The 23514-nt window shown below is 33.0% G+C and carries 14 protein-coding genes; 8 read left to right on the forward strand and 6 right to left on the reverse strand.

What is annotated here, in order from left to right; all coding sequences use genetic code 11:
- Both AC2DZ0_RS05425 and AC2DZ0_RS05430 read right to left on the reverse strand, forming a co-directional pair.
- Positions 1-2154, reverse strand: coding sequence for a xanthine dehydrogenase family protein molybdopterin-binding subunit (locus tag AC2DZ0_RS05425; RefSeq protein WP_484644170.1), 2154 nt, complete (start codon positions 2152-2154; stop codon positions 1-3).
- On the reverse strand, positions 2151-2618 hold the full coding sequence (locus AC2DZ0_RS05430) for a (2Fe-2S)-binding protein (protein ID WP_484491995.1): 468 nt from the start codon (positions 2616-2618) through the stop codon (positions 2151-2153). Before AC2DZ0_RS05430 ends, AC2DZ0_RS05425 begins: the two co-directional genes overlap by 4 nt.
- A gap of 437 nt (positions 2619-3055) precedes the next feature.
- On the opposite strand from AC2DZ0_RS05430, the gene AC2DZ0_RS05435 reads away from it, so the two are divergent.
- From AC2DZ0_RS05435 to AC2DZ0_RS05445, 3 genes are all read left to right on the forward strand, one after another.
- Positions 3056-6424: a SusC/RagA family TonB-linked outer membrane protein gene (locus tag AC2DZ0_RS05435; protein WP_484644172.1), complete on the forward strand. Its 3369-nt coding sequence runs from the start codon at positions 3056-3058 to the stop codon at positions 6422-6424.
- Positions 6425-6429: 5 nt separating this feature from the next.
- Entirely contained in the window at positions 6430-8154 is a 1725-nt protein-coding gene (locus tag AC2DZ0_RS05440; RefSeq protein ID WP_484644174.1) for a RagB/SusD family nutrient uptake outer membrane protein, read from the forward strand.
- A gap of 109 nt (positions 8155-8263) precedes the next feature.
- A complete protein-coding gene (locus AC2DZ0_RS05445; protein ID WP_484644176.1) occupies positions 8264-10894 on the forward strand; it encodes a sulfatase-like hydrolase/transferase in 2631 nt (876 codons plus the stop codon).
- A gap of 211 nt (positions 10895-11105) precedes the next feature.
- Here the strand turns inward: AC2DZ0_RS05445 and AC2DZ0_RS05450 are convergent, their stop codons facing one another.
- From AC2DZ0_RS05450 to AC2DZ0_RS05465, 4 genes are read right to left on the reverse strand one after another with little or no spacing between them, the layout of a single operon-like run.
- Positions 11106-11894: an SDR family NAD(P)-dependent oxidoreductase gene (locus AC2DZ0_RS05450; RefSeq protein WP_484644178.1), complete on the reverse strand. Its 789-nt coding sequence runs from the start codon at positions 11892-11894 to the stop codon at positions 11106-11108.
- Between the two features lie 13 nt (positions 11895-11907).
- The gene (locus AC2DZ0_RS05455; protein WP_484644179.1) at positions 11908-12825 is read right to left on the reverse strand and encodes an SMP-30/gluconolactonase/LRE family protein; all 918 of its coding nucleotides are present in this window, start codon (positions 12823-12825) and stop codon (positions 11908-11910) included.
- Between the two features lie 2 nt (positions 12826-12827).
- Positions 12828-13835 carry a hypothetical protein gene (locus AC2DZ0_RS05460; RefSeq protein WP_484644181.1) on the reverse strand — a complete coding sequence of 336 codons (1008 nt, stop codon included), beginning with the start codon at positions 13833-13835 and terminating at the stop codon, positions 12828-12830.
- A 15-nt stretch (positions 13836-13850) separates the two neighbouring features.
- Complete coding sequence (locus AC2DZ0_RS05465; RefSeq protein WP_484644183.1) at positions 13851-15671, reverse strand: arylsulfatase; 1821 nt, start codon at positions 15669-15671, stop codon at positions 13851-13853.
- A gap of 728 nt (positions 15672-16399) precedes the next feature.
- On the opposite strand from AC2DZ0_RS05465, the gene AC2DZ0_RS05470 reads away from it, so the two are divergent.
- From AC2DZ0_RS05470 to AC2DZ0_RS05490, 5 genes are all read left to right on the forward strand, one after another.
- Positions 16400-17533 (forward strand): glycoside hydrolase family 88/105 protein, encoded by a 1134-nt coding sequence (locus AC2DZ0_RS05470; RefSeq protein WP_484492003.1) that lies wholly within the window; start codon positions 16400-16402, stop codon positions 17531-17533.
- A 158-nt stretch (positions 17534-17691) separates the two neighbouring features.
- Positions 17692-18621, forward strand: a complete 930-nt coding sequence (locus tag AC2DZ0_RS05475; protein WP_484644184.1) for a DUF4861 family protein — start codon at positions 17692-17694, stop codon at positions 18619-18621.
- A 480-nt stretch (positions 18622-19101) separates the two neighbouring features.
- The gene (locus tag AC2DZ0_RS05480; protein WP_484644185.1) at positions 19102-20016 is read left to right on the forward strand and encodes a T9SS type A sorting domain-containing protein; all 915 of its coding nucleotides are present in this window, start codon (positions 19102-19104) and stop codon (positions 20014-20016) included.
- A gap of 152 nt (positions 20017-20168) precedes the next feature.
- Entirely contained in the window at positions 20169-21572 is a 1404-nt protein-coding gene (locus tag AC2DZ0_RS05485) for a sulfatase (RefSeq protein WP_484492006.1), read from the forward strand.
- A gap of 469 nt (positions 21573-22041) precedes the next feature.
- A complete protein-coding gene (locus tag AC2DZ0_RS05490; protein ID WP_484644187.1) occupies positions 22042-23445 on the forward strand; it encodes a sulfatase family protein in 1404 nt (467 codons plus the stop codon).
- Positions 23446-23514 lie beyond the last annotated feature (69 nt).

Consider the following 23514-nt stretch of genomic DNA (forward strand, 5'->3'; position numbering starts at 1 on the left):
TTAAGAAAACTTCAAATTCTTGATGAAAGGTTGTTTTCTAACGCGTATTCCTATGGCTGCATGAATTGCATTAGCTACTGCCGCTCCCGCAGGAGGTAAGGTAGGCTCACCTAATCCAGTTGGATTTTTATCACTCTTAATAAAATGAGTCTCAACTAAAGGAGTCTCCATCATTCTTATCAATCTATAAGTATTAAAATTAGAATTCTCTGGTTTTCCGTTTTTTAATGTCTGCTCACCATACATTGCATGCCCAATACCATCAATAATACCACCTTCTATTTGATTTTTTGCACCCGTTGGATTTACAACAACTCCGCAGTCAACTACGCAATATACCTTGGTTACAACTGGCATCTCATCTTTTATTATCACTTCTGCTACTTCTGCAACATATGTTTGATGACTGAAATACGAACTAAACCCCTGATAAACTCCTTCTTTAGCCTTACCCCAATTCGATTTTTCAACAACCTTCTTAATAACCTTTTCCATTCGAGATGGAACATATGCCATACTTCTTTTCGGGCTATTTTTCGCTTTTTGCAACATTTGTAATTGCATTTCTGTTGGATCTTGATTTAGTGTCTCTGCAAGCTCATCTAAAAAACATTGTTCAGCAAATGCCAAAGTATTACTAACTGGAGCTCTCCAAGCACCAACAGTCACTTCAGTTCTTAATGAACCAACATCAATTTTATAATTCTCTATAGCTCCAGCAGGAAAATTACCTGCCCGACTTTTATTAATATTTACACGAACCGCAGCCTCTTTTAGATGGTAACCAACAACTTTTGAATCTTTAATAACTGCTTTTATCTTATACTTTACCTGGGGTTTGTATATTCCAGCAGTCATATCATCCTCTCTAGTGTACACCAATTTGATTGGTTTTTTGGATGTTTTGGAAATGAGAACAGCATCTTGTACAAAATCATTTTTTAATCTTCTTCCAAATCCTCCACCAATTCTTGTCATATTTAATGAGATATCTTCAACAGGTCTCTTTAACAATTTAGCAATTGTTTTTGCAGTACCTTCCGGTGTTTGAATTGGCCCTATCAATTCTACCTTATCTTTTGTAACATGTGCAAAAAAATTCATTGGTTCCATACAGTTATGCGGTAAAAATGGACTTTCATAAGTATGTTCAATTACTTTATCTGCATTTTTTATGGACATATTAATATCTCCATCTGAACGTCTTGTTTTAAGCTTATCTGAGTCTAGTAAATTGAATAATTTATTATCATAATCTGTGGTGCTCATATAACCAGTATCATAACTCCATTCAGCTTCTATTGCTTTCTTACCAGAAATAGCAGCCCAAGTATTTGTAGCCAAAATGGCTATTTTGTCATCAAATTCAAAAATCTTATAAACCCCATTTATGGCTTTAGCAGCTTTATCGTTATAACTTAACAACTTTTGACCAAAGGATGGACTTCTCAATACTGTTGCATAAAGCATTCCTTCTCGTTTAAAATCCATACCATATAATGGCTCTCCTGAAATTATTCTATCTATATCTACGTTTATTTTATCTTTACCAATAATCCTAAAATCCTTGGGATTTTTTAATGAAACATTTTCAGGAATTTCTAAACCAGCTGCAGATTCTACAATATCACCATAATTTAATGTTTTACCACTTGAATGTTCAATAATACCTTCTCTTGTACTACATTGAGAAGGAGAAACACCCCATTTTAATGCAGCAGCATTTATTAGCATTTGTCTTGCTATCGCCCCAGTTTGTCTCAATGGAAGCCAAGAAGTTCTTATGGAACCACTGCCTCCAGCAACCTGTCTTTTAAAATTACCTGTATCTAAAACACCTTGTTCCACCACAACGTTTTTCCAAGCAACATCAAGTTCCTCAGCGATTAACATTGGCATAGAAGTTTTTACCCCCTGTCCAATTTCAGGATTCGGGGATATTATGGTTACAATGCCATTTTTTGCTATTTTAATAAAAGCATTAAATTCAAAAAAATTTAATTCAGCATTAGCTAAAATTAATTTGCTGTCATCCTTACAAGCATTTAAAAAATTAACACCAAATATAATACCTCCAGTAGAGAGAGCTGCCGTCTTAATAAACAACCTTCTGCTGAACGAAGTATTCATTTCCTCTTTCTTGTTCTTTATCATAACTTATTATTATTTTTAGCTGCTTCACCCACTGCTTTTTCAATTCTGTTATACGCGCAACATCTACATATATTTCCATGCATTGCCTGCCTTATTTCTTCTTTTGTTGGATTATTATTTTGTTCTAGAAATGCAGAAGCAGTCATTATTTGACCTGATTGACAATAACCACATTGTGGAACGTCGAGTTTTTTCCATGCTTTTTGTACCGGATGGCTATTATCAACGGAAAGCCCCTCAATCGTTGTTATTTTGGACTCACCAATAACGGCTACTGGCAATACACAGCTTCTTATTGCATTACCTTCAAAATGTATTGTACAAGCACCACACATTCCAATACCACAACTAAATTTTGTACCAACCAGTCCCAGTGCATCTCTTAAAACCCACAACAAGGGAGTGTCTGCTTCAGCTGAAATCTTATACTTCTTGTTATTAATGTTTAACTCGTAATTTGGCATAGCGACTTTTTTATTATAATTCATATTCATATGCGTAGAACAATTTAAAAGGAATCGATTATTTTTTTATTAATAAATCATTAATTTAAAAATTAGTGTTTTTCAAAGCAGGCTGTTTCTTTGGTTTTATTTTATCTAAATTTAAGTTAAACTTATCGGAGATTCTTACACTACACAAAACCCCATCCCCTACCCACTGACAGCATCTCTTCACTTATAGAGATTTATAATTCAAACACTGATTTCATCTGCATAGAAAAAACAAAATACGTGATACCTAAAAAACAAAATGTTTATCGTAATTTTATTAAAAACACACTGTGTTAATGATTTGTTAAGACTTTATTAGATGTTGTTTCTTTAATTGCTACCCAGAACATGCTAATTATTCATTTCGGTTGCTGTAACAATCGAATAACTAAACCAAAAAACGCAATATGAATCTAAAATTTAAAAGTGGTTATTATCAAAGCACTTGTCAAAAAAAGAAAAAACTAAAATTAAAACTGTCGATATGTACGTTTCTAATAGTTTTTTTAAACATCAGTAAAACTCAAGCCATTACAAATGAAACAAATTCAGAAAGTATAAAAATTGTTTCATATGATGATCAAAATCAAATTACTGGAAATATTACGGATGAAAATAATCAGCCATTGCCTGGAGTAACTATTATTGTAAAGGGATCGGCAAGAGGAACTCTCACAGATTTTGATGGTAATTACAGTATCGCAGCAAAAACTGGGGAAATTCTTCAATTTTCTTATATAGGAATGAAATCCGAATCTATAACTGTAACAAGCTCAAACATAATAAATGTTCAAATGATGGTTGATGCTGCAGAACTGGATGAAGTTGTGGTTATTGGATATACCGAGGTTAAGAAAAGAGATTTAACGGGAGCTGTTTCCACTATAAAATCAAAAGATTTAGTTAGTAACCCTACTGGTGATGCATTAAGTGCTATTCAAGGTTCTATTGCAGGTGCCCAAATTACATCCAATTCAGGTGCTCCAGGAGTAGGTTTTGATATTCAAATTCGTGGTGCAAGTTCATTATCTGGAGCAACAAGTCCTCTTTATGTTATAGATGGTATTCAAGTAGAAGCTGATGGCTCAAATTTAGTTGGAGCAGATCCAGGTCAATTCCAAAACTTAGGGCCTTTATCATTTATAAACCCAGATGATATTGAAACACTAACAGTATTAAAAGATGCAAACGCAACTGCAATTTATGGATCTAGAGGAGCAAATGGTGTTGTTATTATTACCACCAAATCTGGTAAAAACGGTGTAAAATCTTTAAACGTAACCTATTCGAGTAACATAGGAATTAATCCAAATCCAGTAGATGTTTTAACTGCTGAAGACTATGTAGATTACAGATTTTATAAAAACCCAGAAGATCCAAACTTTAATGAAACTATTCCGGGTCCTGATGGAATTCCAGACACAGAAGATGATATTATTACAGGTCCACGAGAACTAGTCCCTGGGGAATATGTAGCTAGAAACTATCAAAAAGAAGTTATCAAACAATCTAGAACTCAGCAAATAGGAATCTCTTTTACAAGCGGTAGTGAAACTAGTAGATCGTCAGCTTCATTGGGTTACCTGAACAACATAGGATCAGTACAAAATACTAACTACCAAAGAATCACATCCGTATTGAATTATAGCGTCGATGTTACTGACAAACTGACTATGCAATCAAATTTAAACATGTCTTATGGTTTTGGAAACGGAACGATCTATAATTCTGATGGAAACAGTCAGAATACAGCAGGACCACTTAGACAATCTATTGGTAGAATTCCTATTCAGTTTACAAATGTAGAAGATGCTGAATCTATAGATGAAGATGAGCAATTAGATGATCCTCTCACCTATTTAAACGCTGTAACTAACAACAACACTTTAGCTAATATACTTGGAGCTTTAAGAGCGGATTACAAATTTACAGACAAGCTTACTTGGAGAAATCAAATTTCTGGAAGGTTTGCTTATTCCGAGGCAAATAGATTTTACCCTAACACCCCGAGTGTAAGACGAGGTTTTATTGTTAATGGAGAAGCAGATGTCAGATCTCAAGCTAGCACGAGATATGACTTTCAAAGTACACTTAGGTATCGCGATAACTTTTTTGGCAGAGACTTAAGAATGGATTTATTGGGTGGTATTGAGTCCAGGGTTGATGACAGGTCTAGCAAAAGAATTGTGAACCAATCATTTGAAGAAGGTATTGGGAGTGCTTATAATATTCAAGCTGGTTCTTCACCATTTATTCAGAATAGTAATAGAACTAAAAGTCAAGGATTATCTTATTTTGGTCGTGGACAGTTTGATTTATTTAGTAAATACATGTTTTCTGGTACTTTTAGAGCAGATGGGTCAAGTAAATTCGCAGCTGACAATAAATGGGGATATTTTTATTCTGTTGCCGCAGCTTGGATGGTCTCTGGAGAGAATTTCTTAAAAAATTCAAACACTATATCAAATTTGAAAATTCGTGCAAGTTATGGTACTTCAGGAAATGATAGAATTCCAAATAACCAAACGACATTAAATTTAAGAAGTACTATAATACCTACTAATGACGGTACTAGTATTTCTGTTTTTGCAATCGATAATATTGGAGATCCAAATTTGACTTGGGAGGAAACAGCTCAGTTTAATCTTGGTTTGGATTTAAGTTTGCTCAATAGAATAAATTTCACAACAGATGTTTACAAAAAGTCAACTACGAACTTACTCTATAATGCAGATTTACCAGGTATCTATGGAACCGATAGGTATATTACAAATATTGGTCAAATTGACAATGATGGTTTAGAACTTTCTCTTTCAGGAGATATTATCAGAAATAAGAAGTTTACTTGGAATGCCTTAATTACAGCATCAAGAAATGTATCTGTTGTTAAAGACATTGGAGCTGTAGATTTTAGAGTTCTGGATGGAGACGCGACCTTTGATCAACTCGGTTTGATTCGAGTTGGGGATCAACTAGGAAACTTTTATGGTTATGAGTACGTCGGTACCTATGGATACGAAGACTTTACAAATTTTGATGGCATGACTCAAGAAGAAGCCATTGCAGAATATTATGCAATTAGAAATGGTGTTTCTCCAGCTGATAACAGCCCGAACAACTATACTTTAAAAGATGGAGTTGCATATACTAATCGAAATGCGAATCCAGAACCTGGAGACCCAAAATATGCTAATTTGATTATAGATGATGATGACAATCCAAATAACGATTTTGAAGTAAATGAAAATGACAGAAAAATAATTGGTAACGCTTTACCGGATTGGTATGGAGGTATTAATAATACGTTTATCTATGGAAAATTATCGTTACAGGTTAATATGATTTATTCTATAGGAAATGATATTTATAATTCTTCAAGGTACTTAACTGAGGCGCATAAAAGCCTTAACGGTAATGTATCCTATGACTACTATAACAGATTCTGGCAACCAGATCGAACAGCTACTGACGTTCCTAGAACATTTAACGGACAAAATGGTAATATGGATCTTGCATCAAGTTACTATGTAGAAGATGGTTCATTCTTAAGACTTAAACGTGTAAACTTATCTTATTCACTAAGTAATGTATTGAATCAATACGGCATTAGCAACTTTACAATGTTTATATCAGGTTTTGATTTATTAACCATAACAGGATATAAAGGATTTGATCCTGAAGTTAGATCTAGTAATGCTTCTCAAGTTCAAGGTGTTGATAGGGCAAGCTACCCTAGATCTGCAAGTGTAACGATAGGATTAAACTTTAAAATTTAAAAAAAATGAAAAAAATATTCAAACATATAGTCCTTTTGATGATTGTTACCATGACAACACAAGGATGCAGCGACTTTCTTAATGAAGAAGTTTTTTCTACCTCTCAATCAGATATTGTTTTTGATGAATTAAGTAGAGCCGAATCAGTGATGCTAAGTTTATATGCGTTAATTGGCGATAACACAGTAACAGCAGATGGTAAAACTGGAGTATGGACTGGTAATGGCGGTAATGATCATTTATCTTCTTCAAATACGGATGAATGTATTGTGAGACCACAAAACTCAGGTTCATCAGAAGGTGTAATATCATTAATGTCTTATCGAGCTAATAATCCCCAAGTGCGTGCAACTTGGGTAGCAATGTATCAAGGTATTTTTCTTGCAAATGTTATACTTGAAAATATTAAAAACACCCCTGCCCCAAGCGATGCAGACATTATACAGAAAAATATAATTATTGCACACACCAAATTCATGAGAGGTCTTTATTACTTTTATTTAATGACTTATTATGGAGGAGTTCCATTGGTTACAAAAGCTGAGTCATACGACCCTAATAAATTACCAAAAAGAGCAAGTGTAGAGCAAATTTCTGAGTTTATTGAAAGTGAATGGCTTCAAGCTTTGGAAGACATTCCAAATAATGATATGACTGATGACGGTAAAATCGGTAAAATGGGTGTTTATGCCTATTTAGCAAAACTTAATTTGTACGCTGCAAGTATGAAACGCTATGGTTCTGGAACAAATATTGATAATATTGGAGGTTGGTTAGAAATCAATTCTTTTGATTGGGTTGATGACATAGCTCGTTACAATAAAGTAAAAGAATACACAGATGCAATTTATGCTGTTAAAGGAAATAGTTTAACAAGTGTATTTCAGCATTTGTTTATCACCGCAACTGAAAGAGATGCTGACGTGAGATCAGAAATGCTTTTTGGAATTAACTTTTCACCATTAAGACCTCGTCGTATGCAAAATGAGTTTTTATTTAGAGGAAATTCACTTTTTGGTGGTGGTGCAGGTGTTATGAGACCCACTGCTAAGCTTTATTATTTGATGAATCAAGCTATGGATACTAGATTTAATACAAATTTAATGGGTAGACCTCTTAATTCTGGTAGAGACAGCCGAGAAGTTTACAATGGCGTCATATACATTTTACCAGAACCTGTGAGACCAAATGGACCATTAGATAATAACTACCATATTGCAAAATACCGAAATCCTTCAAAAGGAGAAGGGCAATATCCTAACCTAGCAGATAAAGATACTGACATCAATCAAGCCTTAATACGTTATGCAGATATATTACTCATGCGTGCTGAAGCCTCCTATGAAATTAATGGTCAAACTAGAACACAGGAGGTTACAGATATGCTCAATATTGTAAGAGGTAGGGCATTAGGTTTGGACACTTCTGACCCAGCTTATGCAACTAATTTACAAGCATTAAATACTGAATATTTTAGAGCAGACACCATGCTTGAGTTATTAGAAGAGCGAACCAGAGAATTAGCCTTTGAAGGTTGGCGACGATTTGATTTGATTAGAACACACCGCTACCAAGAAATGATAGAAGGTTTGGTTGTTGATAATCACTCTAATTATATGAAACCTCAAATCCTTAGTTTACAAGCTAACTTCCAACCTTTTAAAATGTGGTACCCAATACCATTAAACGAAATCAGCACTGGTAACCTTATGCAAAACCCTGGTTTTTAAGACACTACAACTCTTATAAATTATAAAAAGAAAGACTAAGTTTAAATAGTCTTTCTTTTTACTTAGAATAAACAATTTTATCCCTATAAATAAAAAAACAATTGAAATCATGTTTTATAACTTCAAAACAAAATTGTCCTATGCTTTATTTTTTCTAATAATTGCAAACTATTTGTCGGCACAAATTCGCCCCAATATAGTTGTTATTGTAACCGACGATCAGGGGTATGCTGATATTAGCTACAATCCAGAACATAAAAGTTATGTAGATACACCAAATATGGATTTACTTGCTAATGAGGGAATTTTTTTCACTAACGCATATTTGACAGGAAATACGTGTTCGCCAAGTAGAGCAGCTATTTTGACTGGTCGTTATCAACACCGCGAATCTATCTACGATTCAGGAGAAGGTGGTAGTGGGTTATCATTAGATGCTACTATATTTCCACAATTTTTACCTGAAGAGTATACATCTGCTGCTTTTGGGAAATGGCACTTAGGTTTGACTGCTGAATACAGTCCTGCATCCCGAGGCTTTGATTATTTTTATGGTTTTTTGGGTAGAGGAGCCCATGACTATTATGAATTAGACAATCTTGATGATCCCTTGTATAGAAACCTAACTCCTATTACGGCTGAAGGCTATCTAACAAATTTATTAACGGATGAAGCTGTTGCTTTTATAGAACGTGAAAAAGACAATCCATTTTTTTGTTATCTAGCATACAATGCAGTTCACACACCAGCACAAGCCCCCGCTGAAGATATTGCCAAATACAATACTGGTAATGATACAAGAAATACACTTATGGCAATGCTTTTACACTTAGATGATGGTATTGGTGAAGTAATACAAACACTTAAAGACAATGATATTTTTAATAACACGATCGTAATCTTCCTTACAGATAATGGAGGTGCAAGTGCTATGGAAGCTGATAACTCTCCTCTCAAGGGAACTAAACAAACCAATTGGGAAGGTGGTATTCGTACTCCATTTATCTTTAGTTGGCCAGATCAATACCCCAATCATACTGAGATTTCGACACCAATTTCAGCAATGGATATTCTACCAACCATTCTTGACGTTACAGGTACTCCCCACCCAACTAATAAACCTTTTGATGGTAAAAGTTTTCTTCCATTATTAGATGGTACAGTTCAAAAAACACATGATAAACTTTATTGGAATGAAGGTGGTATTGAAGGAGAATGGGCAATGAGAGATGGCAATTGGAAATTAGTTGCTATTGAAGACGAAATTGAACTATTTGACTTAAGTACAGACCCTAGTGAGACTACAGATCTGGCAAATCAGCAACCAGAAATTGTAACATCTATGATTTCTCAATATAATGACTGGCTCAGTGAAATGCCTGAACCAAAATCCCAAAGCAAACAATGGTCTCCTAATATAGTTTCTGGACAATTACTAACATTATTCGATGGATATTATTATGCAGGGAACGACCAAAGCTTTAACAGTGTTGGTGTTTATAATTCAAGTGATTTAACCGGTATCAACGATAATGAAACTCAATCTATTTTGTTGGCTCCCGGATATAGTGCCTATGGATTTACTGAAGACAATTTAGAAGGAGAAAGATATCTCATTACGAGTAGTACCCCATTTCTAGGTTCACTTGACAAAAAACTATCTTCATTATATATTTTTGAATCAAATGGTGTTGGTGGAAAAAGTGTAACTGTAACCAGCAGTGATGCTGATTCACAACCTGAGAATATTTTTGACAATGATAATAACACATATTGGGAATCTATCGGAGACGGGGAAACTATAACGTTTTCTTGGTGTGACCCTGAGAGCATCTCTGGTATTGATATGTCCTTTAAAATTAATGGTGATAGTCGTATTTATACTTTTGATATAGAAACATCATTGGATGGTGAGAATTGGACAAGGGTTTTAACAAATGCTCAAAATATCGGAACAAATACAACATCATTAGAAACATTTAATTTTCCAGAAACAACTGCACAACACTTGCGTATTATTGGAAGGGGAAATTCTAGTAACAATCAAAATTATTACACAGAAATATCCTTTAACTATGGTACTGTTACTACTTATTTTAAAATTGAAGCTGAAGACTATAGTTCTTCTGAAAATACTAATAACACTATTACAGAAGATTGTGATGGAGTATTGGATGTTTCTCAAACAACAGAAAACGCATCGTTCAATTACGATATAGATTTAACTAAAAGTGCTACTAGTATAGACGTTAGATGTAAACCTATAAACAGAGGGTTCATATATGTCCTTTTAGATGATATTAATATAGGTGAATTTGAAATTAATAATAGTATGATAGATGGCACCTATAAAATCTTGAATATTCCGGTTGATATTCCTACAGGCTCTCATACTTTGACATTAGATTTTGTGGCGAGAAGATCCAGCTTTCCTGTAATGGGTAATTTCAACTGGATCAAACTACAGGAGGCCAATGGATCTTTAGACATCGAAAAAGTGACTAAGTCACAATTTGACATCTTACTCTATCCAAATCCTGCAAGTAATTCTTTACACATTGAATCAAACACCACTATACAAGAACTACAAGTAATAGATGTACATGGAAAAAAAGTAAATGATCTAAAGATTAATTTAAAAAACTACACTTTAGACACGAGTAACCTTAAATCAGGGATTTACATTTTATTACTTAAAAGTGAAGGAGCTATAAAACACAAAAAATTTGTAAAAAAATAGTATTCAAAAAAGTAAATAAGTACTCTTAAACACTAAGATAAACTTATCATTAATCATAAAACTTTCAAGATAGAATCTCACAAAGGAACATCGCTCTTGAAAGTGCTCAATCAAAAAAAAATCGAGAGTTTTCCTCTCGATTTTTTTTTGAATTTGTTCTCAATGCAGTATAAACATCTGTAAAGGAAAGTTTTTTTAGTTTATGAAGTAGTTAAAAAGCACTTCTCACCAAACCACCATCAGCTCTAATATTCGATCCATTTATAATTGATGCTCTTTCACTACATACAAAGGCAACTATATCTCCTATTTCTTTTGGGTTGATAAAACGTTGTATTAATGAACTTGGTCTATTTTCTTTTATAAATTTATTTGCGGCTTCATCAGGTGATAATTCAGGATAAAGACTTTGAACAAACTTTTCTACATTATCTGTTCTAGTTGGTCCAGGCAAAACACTATTAACAGTTACTTTAGTTCCCTTGCTTAATTCAGCCAATGCTCTTGAAATTCCTAATTGCATCGTTTTTGTGGCGCTATAATGTACCATTTCTTGAGCTGGGCTTATTGCAGACTCACTAGAAATAAATACTATGCGTCCAGTGTTTTTTATTATCATTTTCTCTAAATAAAATCGAGATAACCGAACGCCACTCATCACATTGGTTTCAAATAGTCTTTGCCAATCCTCATCTGTTTCATTATAAAACCCAACAGATTCATAAATTCCAAGATTATTTACTAAAATATCAATATCAGGATATTTAGCTATAGCTTCATTACAGCCTACATCAGTTGAAATATCTGCGATTAAGGGTAATAATTCTGCATTTTTAATGCCTAATTTAATTAAATGCATCGCATTATCCACACTTTTTTGTGTGCGCCCATTAACAATAACGGTGGCATTAGCTTTAGCTAAAGATTTCGCTATTTCTAAACCAATACCTGAAGACGAGGCTGTTACTAAGGCTATTTTTCCTTTAAGTTCTAATTCCATAATTTCAAAATATTTAAAGCTTTATAAATAAAACTTGATCCGTTCCGTGCTGAGGAAAAGCTAATGTATTTAGTTCTTTTGAGTAGTTTGGATCTGTTGGGTGAGATAAACCACTAATAAAAGTGATAACAGAATTTTGTTCTGCATTTACCTTCAATACCTTTCCTGAAGCCCAATCTGTAATATAAAAATAATCGCCTGCTTTGGTGATGCCCTCTAGATTACCAAGTTCTTTAACTAAAACTGAAATTTCCTTCGTTTCTAGGTCAATACTTAATAAATCACCCAATTTGATAGTCTCAAAAGAATTTGGTTCTTTAAGTACCCCCCATGAGCCTACTATTAATTTGCCATTATCCATGTATAGACCATCCGGTGATTCCAACCGTGGTGTTTGTAACCATACTTCTGTTTTTTTTGTATCCGCTGGAATTTTATATATTTTGTTCCCAAAAAAATCTGAAATATACAAATCACCATTAGCTGCCATAGCAATGTCGTTTATAAACTCTCCTCCTTCTAATTTATAAAAATCCTTTATTTTCCCTTCTGAAATACTTATTTCGTATACGCCATCTCTATCACATGCAAACAATAAACTATCCGTCACAATCATACCTGAAACAGCATGTAAGCCTTGGTTTTTGTCAATCCAAAAAGGATCTATAACATTTCCTTGAGCGTCCGTTCTCGTAATCCAAGAATAATTATCTCTGTCTAAAGAAATACCTCCTCCTAAACTAGAAACAAACCATGTTTTTGATGGTGCATGCCAAACCGCCTGGTCTGGCGCATCATATGTCTTTTCAGCGCCAGCTTTTTCTACTTCTTTGACCGAATCCTTTGAAGTTCCTTTTTGGGTATTTTTATTTTGACAACTAGTGCTAAAAACTAGGACTCCTATGAGTAAAGTATAATATATCTTATTCATTTTTAATAATTTAAATATTCCGTTTTAAGTTGATTCCACTTCGCTATTGATTTTGGTAAATAATCGTCGAGTGCATTGTCGATTTTAAAATTTATCATCGCAACTGGTCCTTTGAAATTGTTCACTTTAAGCGCTTTTATAAATTTTGTTATGTCATATGCATTATTATTAGATTGATTGGGATCTATACTTTCATCTCCCCAATATAATAACCGCAGTGTACTGGCCGTAAATTCTCTATTATTCTCCTCATTTGGAACTTTATCTGCTCCAGAAATACTGACATAAGCTAATAAATCTCCTACATTTTTGACAACTTCCTCTAAACGGTTACCATTTCCAGCACGTAACTCATGACATAAATGAATCGAAATTTTCATATATGGTTCACCTATCATTGTATTGGTTTTATTAACCACAGGGATGATTTGCTCCGCAGAATAATAAAAGGTACCACTATGAGGATATAAAGTGATTCCAATATCTTTTGACTTCGCATATTTGGCAATACTTAGCAACTTAGACTCTACAAAAGCATCATCAACATAGCTGTAATCAAAATTTTTATCTCTACCTACTTTACCAAAAATTAACCAAAAATTAGTTTGAGGTGATTTTTCAGCTATGATATCAATAACCTCTTCATATTTTTCTAGAAAGTCACCAAGCTCAAAATTGTATCGGAAGAATACGGATGTCAAATCGAAATTGTCAACCTTTGCAGCTTCAGTTATAACCTCTTTCATAAATTCAATTTGATCATCACTATCTATTTGAAAAGTCATACCTGTAAAACCATATTTACGAAGCTTTTCAACTTGTTGTTTGGCTGATAAATTTACCAACCCTTCTCCAAAATTATAGGCAAAGAAGGGGTTGATTGGATCAGTAACATTTTCAGTAGATTCAGTAGACTCTGCAGGATCATTTGTCTCACTTTCAGTAACTTGATTTGCTGAACATGAAAAAAGCAAGAAATTTGTACAAATTAAAAATAAGATTTTTTTCATAAAGTTTTTTTTAGATTAGTATTTTTCCAATTCTATATAAAAAGGAAATATTTTTTTTTGTTTTACTGCGTAATAAGGAACAAGTTCTGTATCTATGTCAGAGATAAAAATTGAATCCATTTTTATAAAACCTGATTCCACATTTTTGACTTTCTTTTGATAAATAATCCCTGTTGTTTCTAGAATAATTTTTCCACCTTTTTCAATAGGCTTGATAAACTTAAATTTCACATTATAATACCCTTTTTTGAAGCTTACATTCCATTTCCCATATACTTCCTCTTCTTTCCAAATACCATGTTGTCCATCTGCATCATTTCTATTTAGGATTACAGGATTTTCAAATTCAGTCCCAATAATTGGTAAAGGAGGATTTACAAGGTTTTTAGATTTTATGAGTACTTTGTAAATACTGTCCATTTCAATTTTTAGATTCCGTGCAGTCGGTTTATGGTTTAAAATAATATTGTTTTGCTCATAAGGGTCTTTTCCAATATCATACAGCTCGAATTTTTCAATTTTAGCATTATAATCAGTTTTACCTAGGAGTTTTAAACCATTTTTTTGAACCGCCATATTATTATATAGCTCTGGATAACGTCGGGTCCAATAAAAAAATAATAATCTGTTGGTCCATTCAACATTTCTCATATTTATAAGGGGCACCAAGCTCTTCCCATCCAGGATACTTTCTTTTGATAGTTCTATACCGCAAAATTCAGCTATTGTAGGAAGAATATCTATATGTGCCGTCATGGTAGAGATATCCCTATCATTTTTTAAAACCTTAGGGTATCTTATGAGCATTGGAACTCTCACACCACCTTGATATACGCTTGATTTTAGACCACGCATTCCTTGAATATATCGATTTTGTTGCGGTCCGTTATCCGTCATAAAAATGATTATTGTATTTTCGGAAATTTTCAAGTCCTCTAGTTTTTGTAGCAGTTTTCCAATATTATCATCAATATTAGTAACCATTCCATAGATCTTTCGGGCATCTTCTTTATCCTTTTCAGACATCTGTAGAACGGGTATATTTTCTTTTTTGAAACCAATTGAGGGGTCTGTTTTTTTATATCTGTTATAATATTTATCAGGAACTTGTAAGGGTGTGTGAGGTGCGTTAAAGGACAAGTAACAAAAAAAAGGGTTCGATTTGTTTTTTTCAATAAAGGAGATTGCGCCATCAGTAAAAATATCAGAGCAATATCCTTGGTAAGATTTTTTAGTATTATTATACCATAAAACAGGGTCAAAGTAACTAGTATTTCCTTTAAAAAAATTTGTGATATCCCCAACTTGTCCCATTCCTCCAGCAAGGTGAATTAAAGATTCGTCAAACCCTTGTTCAGTCGGTCTAAACGGATAATTGTCACCTAAATGCCATTTTCCAAAAATACCTGTTTTGTAATTTTTCTCTTTTAATAATTCTGCAATCGTAACTTCATTAGTTGACATAGAAGCTCCTCCATTATAAGTATCTCTAATTCCAGTTCTTAAAGAATACCTTCCAGTCATTAAACTTGCACGAGTTGGAGCACATACTGGAGACACATAAAAATTATTAAATCTTATGCTTTTCTTAGCTAAGGCGTCCAAAATTGGAGTTTGAACGTGGGGATTTCCCGTAAAACCAAAATCACCATAGCCTTGATCATCTGTCATAATGATGATTACGTTTGGCGGTTTATTATGCATTGCTTTTCCAACAAAATTGAAAAACAAACACCATATTACAATTGGAATTATTTTTGATTCTTCACGAAAAATATTAGGAACTGAATACATACTGCTAAAAATTAAATTTTTACGACTTAAAAATTTAGTCATAATTATAGTGCAATTAACTTACTCGCTATGGTCTTCTGTTAATTCGCCAAGAGCTATGCTATAAATCATTGAAAACATGAAGAACTTAAAAAAAAATAGTATTGAACCTTCCCCCAGCCGCTTTCTATCAATAAAGATGCTCAGTTTGGATGGAACAGTATTTTTAAAGACTTGTTTAGATTCTAAAAATGATAATTGTTTTTTACCCAAAATAATTAATACTCGATTTTGTAAAAATTCATATTTTCAGCAAATTCGGATATCTGAGTTAATTTTGGGTTAATTTTTAATTAATTGAAATGATTCTTGAAAAAGATATGATCAAGAATTTTAAAGAACTTAGTACATCGGCAGTTTTAAATCCCCATTGTACTCAAGTAAATTGAACTTATTTAATTTAATAAGTTTAGTAATTCTAGTAATTTGTTTTTTATGTTTCGATGTGATCTAAAGCTTGCATTTTGATTTAATGGATAATGGCTCAATAGTTTTCTCTTTTGATACATTTTAATATCCCTTACATTCATAATGGCGACATCAGAAGTTGCGAATCATCCTTGATTATTTACAGCAAACAAAATTTTATGTGAGTAGGTATATCATAAAACTTCTCAAACCTATTGTAAGTTTCATAAAACTCTAATTGAATGTATTAATCTACTATTAATCAAATATTAATAACAACCTCTCAAATTAGAGAAAAATATACTTTTTTAAAACTTACAACCATGAAACTTATAAACTTAAAACTAAAGAATTTGTTTATTATCCAAGCGATAATATTATTAACCTGCTCTATGCTACACGCTCAAAAAGATAAACATCTAACTAAATTCCCTAAAGGAAAAACACCAAAAGAAATTGGACTTAGAGTAACGGAAAATCTTCTTGGAAGAGATTATATGCTAACACATTTCCTCAATAATAAAGGCAAAGGATCAATTCACTATGCCGAAATAGTTACCGCCTATGGAGCTATTAAATTTTCCGATTTAATTAAAGACAAAAAACTACTCTTAAGCTTAGAGAAACGCTATCGTCCTATTGTAGATGAAAAAGATTCTCATTTAATTCCACAAGGTTTTCACGGAGATTTTACGGTTTTCGCATTAGTCCCTTTCGAATTATATAGACTTAGAGGAGATAAACGCTTTTATCGTCTAGGAAAAGAAATGGTAGACCTACAATGGAAAGACCCTAATCCTGAAGATGGATTAACTTGGCAAGCACGCTGGTGGATTGATGATGCTTATATGATTGCTTCAATAGACGCATTGGCAACACGTATTACAGGAGATCAAACATATGTAAATAACGCAGCTTTATTACTTCATGCATATTGTAGTAAACTGCAAGATAACAATGGGTTGCTTCCGCATACCGATGGTGTGCCCTTTTATTGGGGACGCGGTATAGGTTGGGTAGCTGCTGGTTTAACGGAGGCACTTACAACCCTTAAAGAAGATCATATATTATACCCTCGCTTAATGGAGTACTATAAAAAACTTATGGCTGGTCTACTACCATTGCAAGCAAAAAGTGGATTATGGCGTCAATTAGTTGATTACCCAGAGGCTTATGAAGAAACTTCTTGTACTGGCATGTATACATATTCCTATATTACGGGAATTAATAAAGGGTGGCTTGATGCTAAAACTTATGGACCTGCAGCTCGCAAAGGATGGTTGGCTTTGACTGAAAAGATTAATGAAAATGGAGAAATTTCGGACGTGTGTATCGGTACCAATGAAATGACAGGTGCAGAAGCATATCTTAAAAGAAAACGTCGTACAGGTGATTTTCATGGACAAGCACCTGTATTATGGTGTACGAATGCCTTATTAGAATTAAACAAAAATTAAATCCTTGAAATAATAGAAACCATGGCAAAAAAGGTTATACCTATGTTTGGCAATACTCCAAAAATCAATAATCCACAGCTTCATACCTGGCGGAAAACAAAAAAACATTAACGTATTTTAATTATCAATTTATAGTCATTTGCCCATACTTTAAGAATATGAGAAATAAGCTATCTGTAATATTGGTTTTAATAGTATGTCTGAACATTTTCAGTCAAAATAAAAAAACACTTAAGGATAATTTAATACAAATTGAAGACCTAAAGCCAAAGGTTTTTTGTCGCTTTATACCTGAACGCAAAGATGATTTTATGTTTGAAAATAATTATATAGCTATGCGTTTTTACGGTCCAAGCTTGCGAAATAAAATTGAAGGAGCAGGTTGTGATATCTGGACTAAAAATGTAGAATATCCCATTATAAATAAGTGGTATAAATTACAACAAGAAGGCTATTCTTATCATATAGATCGCGGTGAAGGCTGGGATGGATACAAAGTCGGTAACTCAGCTGGTACCGGCGGTACTGCAGTCTGGATAGAAAATGAACGAAAAGAATTAGATTGTTTTACAGCATGGAAAATTTTAGAATTAAGTGACAACCATTGTGAGTTTGTATTGTCTTATATCAAGGAAATTAAAGGTAATGTTTATATGGAGGAAAAGAAAATTTCACTTAAAATGAACCAGCGATTGTTTCAAGCTGAAAGTACCTTTTACAAAAATGGTAAAATTGCTAAAGATTTAGAAGTTTGTGTTGGTATTACCACACATGATGGTAATGCAATTACAACAATAAATACAGCTTCTGGCTGGATTTCCTGCTATGAATCACTCGATGATGGATATGGACTTGGGACCGCAGTTTCTATGAACCCTAAACAAATATCATCTATTGAAATGTTACCCGGAAAGAAAAAAACGGGTAAAAATAATACTGGGCATATTTTAATTATCGCTAAAACTAACGAGAAAGGAGCAATTACTTACAACGCGGGTTATGCTTGGGAAAAAGCAGGTGATATTAAAACTCAAGACCAATGGACGACTTATCTAAATACATTTACGACAAAAAAATCTGAAAATTAAAACCGAGATGACTCGAAAAAAAATTAAGGATAAACTAAACTTTTTCACATCCAACTTGGGCATCACAAAACAACAAAACCTTAAAGTCTTTTAAATGACTTATCACAAACTATACATCATCTTTTTTGATGTATTCGTAATAAAACGATTCCATTTATAACCTAGGTCTTCGCTACTTTGGAAGTATTAAAATTTCCAAATTAAGCAAACAATTGTTTTTGACTTGAAAGAAATTTTCTGAACGATACAGACTCTATTGATACGGTAAGAAAAAAACGTTTGATTAAAAAATGCATAAACATGAATTTAAGGCTGATTATCTCCCTTAATTTTATCGAAAATTATTCATGTTAATCATTAATTAATTGAATTTTAACAAAGCAAAATTATCTTGCCGATTTAAACCAAATCTTTAAAAAGTTCGAACTTAAAAGATTAACAAAATTATTAACCATTAATTTATAATTAAATTATTTTATCATGAAAAAACTTTACCAATTATTTTTATTATGTACAGCAATGAATTATGCACAAACAGTTACAATAACGAAGGTTGTTGAAACACAGTGTAGTTCACAAGCAAGACTTGTAGAACTTTATATTGACGGAACTTTAGATTTAGGAGATTTTGATTTAAACGTTACAAATGGAACCATTGATGCCTGGAATAATATTGGTCTAGGTACACTTAATGGTGTAATGGTTAGCGATCAATTTTTTTATATCATGAGATTAACTAGCGAAACTGATATTGCTGCTGAATTCCCAAGTACCACTTTTAACTTTACTTCCGGAACTTCTGGATATAATGCCATCGCGGTTTCAGCGACTTCTAATGGAGATAAAGCATATAGAGCAATTGTAGATGGCGTGATAACAGATCAATTTGGAGTTGGTTTAGAAGATGGTAATGATGGTGTCGGTACGGATTGGGATCACCGAGATCAGGTTGTTGTTAGACTAGATGGATCTCCAAATTACGGGAGTTTTAACCTAAGTAACTGGGTGTTTACGGGGTTTAATAGTGTAGACAGTGAGGTGAAATGTGATGCTAATGGCGGTGGCGGTATAGAAGCCTATTTAGCCGGTCTCGAAGTAGCATCGCCTTCTATCCCATATCCTTTAGGGTCATTTTCATTAACTTTATCTACCAAAGAATTTTCAAGTTCAGAATTATCAATTTATCCTAACCCTGTAAAAGATGGTTTAGTAACCATAAACTCCACTATCTTAGGAACTAAACATATTGAATTATTTGACACAATTGGAAGAAGCGTTTACGATATACAGTTAAACTCAAATGTTTTAGATGTTCGTTCAGTTAAACCAGGACTATACTTTTTAAAAGTAACCATAAATGATCGATCTTCAACGAACAAAATACTTATTAATTAAATAAAGTAATGAGAATAAAAAAGGTGTTTTATTATATAAAACACCTTTTTTATTATATAAAACTACGACTCATAAAACACAAAATGAAAACCAAGGGCACAATACTAAATAAATTCCTAATATCTAGCATATTTTTATTCTCTCTATCATCAATGTATACTTCAGCACAAAACCAAAAAGAAGTTACTCTGCCTAATATTATAATGATTATTATTGATGATTTAAGAGATCATGATTCGTTTACTCCTTTTGATGTTCAAACACCTAATTTTGACCGTCTAGCAAAACGTGGAGTTAGATTTGACAGAGCCTATTGTCAATTTCCCGTATGCAATTCTAGTCGCGCATCTATTCTTAGTGGCTTAAGGCCCCCCAGTACCAAAGTTGTGCAAAATACTAAGACTGATTTCAAACTTAGCAAAAACATTATAACACTCCCTCAATTTCTACGAACCAATGGTTACTATACGATATCTATTGGTAAAGTTTTTCATAATAATTCAGGGGATGGAAAATCATGGAATATGGATCTAGAGGATAAAAAAGAATACAAAGACCCCATAAATCATGAAAAAGCAGGTAAATATAATAATGACCCCAACTATATCAAATTAAATGGTAAATCTCGTGAATATGCCTATAAAGGACCAGAAGATTTAGATGCATACGGATATACAGATCATTTAGTAGCTTCTGATATTCAACAATTCTTAGACAAAGCCGTAAACCTACATCAACCTTTTTTTCTTGCTGCGGGATTCAAAAAACCTCATAACCCGTATATTGCCCCTTCTAGTTATTTCGATTTATACCCTACAAATCAAATGGTGCTGATTGAAGAGCCAAAAGATTTAATACCTCCTTATAATTGGGCAACTCCAAAATCTAGCAGAGAAAAATTCAATGCTATGGACATGAAGAAACGCAAACAATTTATGGCTGCTTATGCAGCAGCTACTACTTTTTCCGATAATCAAATGGGACGCCTTCTCGATAAGTTAGATGCTCATAATCTCTGGGAAAACACTATAATTATTTGTTTTGGCGATCATGGTTATCACCTAGGAGAACATCTTAACCATTGGGGAAAGGTAACCCTTTATGAACAAAGCGCTCGTGTACCAATGATTTTTTACGCCCCAAATTTGAAAACCAATGGAGAACGAACTAAAAGTATCGTGGAGTTGGTAGATATATTTCCAACAATTGCAGACTATCTTAATATTACACCACCTAAAAACCTTGAAGGGGAAAGTTTCAAGACTCTTGTTGAAAATCCAACTATTACATGGGATAACGAAGCGTTTATTTACGAAGGAAATGATGTAAATAATTTGCAATACAGCATTGTTTCCAACCGCTATCGTTTTACGGTATGGGCTGATAGAAATCCAGTACAATATGAATTGTACGATCATAGTAAAGACCCAGGTGAATATTACAATTTAATTAAGAATATGAATTGGGAAGAAATAAGTAAGTCTAAATATGCAACTGTAGTAACCGAAATGAAAAATCGAAAAATTAATCCTAGTAATCCTAATCAAAAAAGGTAGAATAAAATATTTCAACTCGACAATCACCTCGTAAAGACACTCTAAATCAATGTTTTAATTTTTTTATTAAATAAACTTCCCTTATTTAAACAAATAGACGCTAAGTTATTTTAACTAGCTAAAAAATTACTTCATATAATGGTCATTGCATTAGCAAATTTTTCGTAGTTTAAATGAAGTAACTCTCGAGACGGGTATCATTTTTGCTAAAGCAGAACTCCCTTGAAGGAACTTAATTTAACCAAATAGGAGACCACTAAATTTAATTCTAAAGAAGCTTTACGTTACTCTAAATAAATTTTTAAATTTTGATTTTTCAAAAAAAACATACCTAACTTAAACCTTTAACCAAAACTTTAATATAATGTTCTTAATTATTTTACAACGGTTACTTAAAAGAACCTATTAATAGATTATTATTATTTTTTTAATCTATTCGGATATATTTGAGAAATTAATTTTATTAAACATGAACTACAACATATCAAAAACTTTGATTCTATTTTTTATGACTTTTGCAATTTTTTCTGCAAACTTGTCTAATGCGCAATCTAAAAAACCAAATGTTCTAATCATTCTAACAGATGATCAAGGATATGCAGATTATAGTTTGTCTGAATTTTCTCAAAAAGACGTAAAAACTCCAGAAATGGATAAACTTCTTTTGGATGGTGCTCGTTTTACGAATGCACATACTAGTGGTGCTACTTGCTCTCCAACCAGAGGAGCTATATTAAGTGGTAATTATCAACAAAGAAATGGTTTGTATAATACACCTGATACACGCCAAGGTTTTGACAAAAACTTAAAAATTGCACCTGAATATTTTAAAGAATTAGGATATTCAACAGCAATGATTGGAAAATGGCACCTAGGTTTAACTCCGGAATACAACCCTGCCAACAGAGGTTTCGATTATTTTTACGGATTTTTAGGTCATGGGGGGCATAGCTATTTTGACCTAGGTCCAGTTGGAGATAAAAACATGGAGTACAATGGTATGAAAAAGAATTTAGACCCTATTAACGATCAGGGTTACCTCACTACAAGAATTGGAGATGAATCTGTTAATTTTATTAATAAAAACAAAAATAAACCATTTTTTATGCAGGTAAGTTTTAATGCCGTTCACTCACCTGCTGAAGCACCTGATGAAGATATCCTTAAATATAATACAGGAGATAAAACAAGAGATATCTTAATGGCGATGATAGACCATATGGATTTAAATATTGGTCGAATTACAAAAGCATTAAAAGACAATGGAATTTATGACAATACGTTGATCTTTATTCTAACCGATAATGGTGGTGCTCCTGGAATGAAAGCTGATAACACTCCATTAAGAGGAAATAAGCACACTTTTTGGGAAGGTGGACATAGAACTCCATTTGGAGTGATATGGAAGGATAAGATCAAACCAGGGGTTGTTGTAGAAGCACCGATTATGTCATTTGATATATTACCTACTAGTTTAAAAGCTGTTGGAATGGAAATCCCAGAAATCATGGTTGATGGAAAGGATTTAATGCCTCTAATAAAAGGAAAAGTGGATAAATTGCATGATGAATTTATTTGGTATAATGGAGCCGCTAACTACGCAGTCTTAAAAGATGGTTGGAAATTAGTTTACGACAAAGTAAACAATAAATCTCCATTAAAAACACATTTATTCTATTTACCTAATGATGTTTCTGAAAAAAATAATATCGCAGATTCAAATCCTGAAAAAGTAGCAGAACTGCAGGATGTTTTCAAAGATTGGAGATCTCAAATGAAACCTTTCACCAAGAAACAACAGAAAAAATATGATCAAGCAATTGGTTTAGCTCCAAAGCAAAATAAAAAGAATAAGAAGAAAAACTCACATTAGTTCGTTAGTTGTTTCTATATATTATATTGTAAAAATCCGACTTTGATAGTTTTCAAAGTCGGATTTTTT

This window comes from Flavicella sp. IMCC45668 (assembly GCF_057219105.1).

What these genes read in the sequence shown, in the direction of transcription:
- AC2DZ0_RS05430 (WP_484491995.1), bottom strand. Translation starts at nt 2,618, where the DNA reads ATGCCAAATTACGAGTTAAACATTAATAACAAGAAGTATAAGATTTCA.
- AC2DZ0_RS05470 (WP_484492003.1), top strand. Translation starts at nt 16,400, where the DNA reads ATGAAACTTATAAACTTAAAACTAAAGAATTTGTTTATTATCCAAGCG.
- AC2DZ0_RS05475 (WP_484644184.1), top strand. Translation starts at nt 17,692, where the DNA reads ATGAGAAATAAGCTATCTGTAATATTGGTTTTAATAGTATGTCTGAAC.
- AC2DZ0_RS05450 (WP_484644178.1), bottom strand. Translation starts at nt 11,894, where the DNA reads ATGGAATTAGAACTTAAAGGAAAAATAGCCTTAGTAACAGCCTCGTCT.
- AC2DZ0_RS05485 (WP_484492006.1), top strand. Translation starts at nt 20,169, where the DNA reads ATGTATACTTCAGCACAAAACCAAAAAGAAGTTACTCTGCCTAATATT.
- AC2DZ0_RS05445 (WP_484644176.1), top strand. Translation starts at nt 8,264, where the DNA reads ATGTTTTATAACTTCAAAACAAAATTGTCCTATGCTTTATTTTTTCTA.
- AC2DZ0_RS05480 (WP_484644185.1), top strand. Translation starts at nt 19,102, where the DNA reads ATGAAAAAACTTTACCAATTATTTTTATTATGTACAGCAATGAATTAT.
- AC2DZ0_RS05425 (WP_484644170.1), bottom strand. Translation starts at nt 2,154, where the DNA reads ATGATAAAGAACAAGAAAGAGGAAATGAATACTTCGTTCAGCAGAAGG.
- AC2DZ0_RS05455 (WP_484644179.1), bottom strand. Translation starts at nt 12,825, where the DNA reads ATGAATAAGATATATTATACTTTACTCATAGGAGTCCTAGTTTTTAGC.
- AC2DZ0_RS05460 (WP_484644181.1), bottom strand. Translation starts at nt 13,835, where the DNA reads ATGAAAAAAATCTTATTTTTAATTTGTACAAATTTCTTGCTTTTTTCA.
- AC2DZ0_RS05440 (WP_484644174.1), top strand. Translation starts at nt 6,430, where the DNA reads ATGAAAAAAATATTCAAACATATAGTCCTTTTGATGATTGTTACCATG.
- AC2DZ0_RS05465 (WP_484644183.1), bottom strand. Translation starts at nt 15,671, where the DNA reads ATGACTAAATTTTTAAGTCGTAAAAATTTAATTTTTAGCAGTATGTAT.
- AC2DZ0_RS05435 (WP_484644172.1), top strand. Translation starts at nt 3,056, where the DNA reads ATGAATCTAAAATTTAAAAGTGGTTATTATCAAAGCACTTGTCAAAAA.
- AC2DZ0_RS05490 (WP_484644187.1), top strand. Translation starts at nt 22,042, where the DNA reads ATGAACTACAACATATCAAAAACTTTGATTCTATTTTTTATGACTTTT.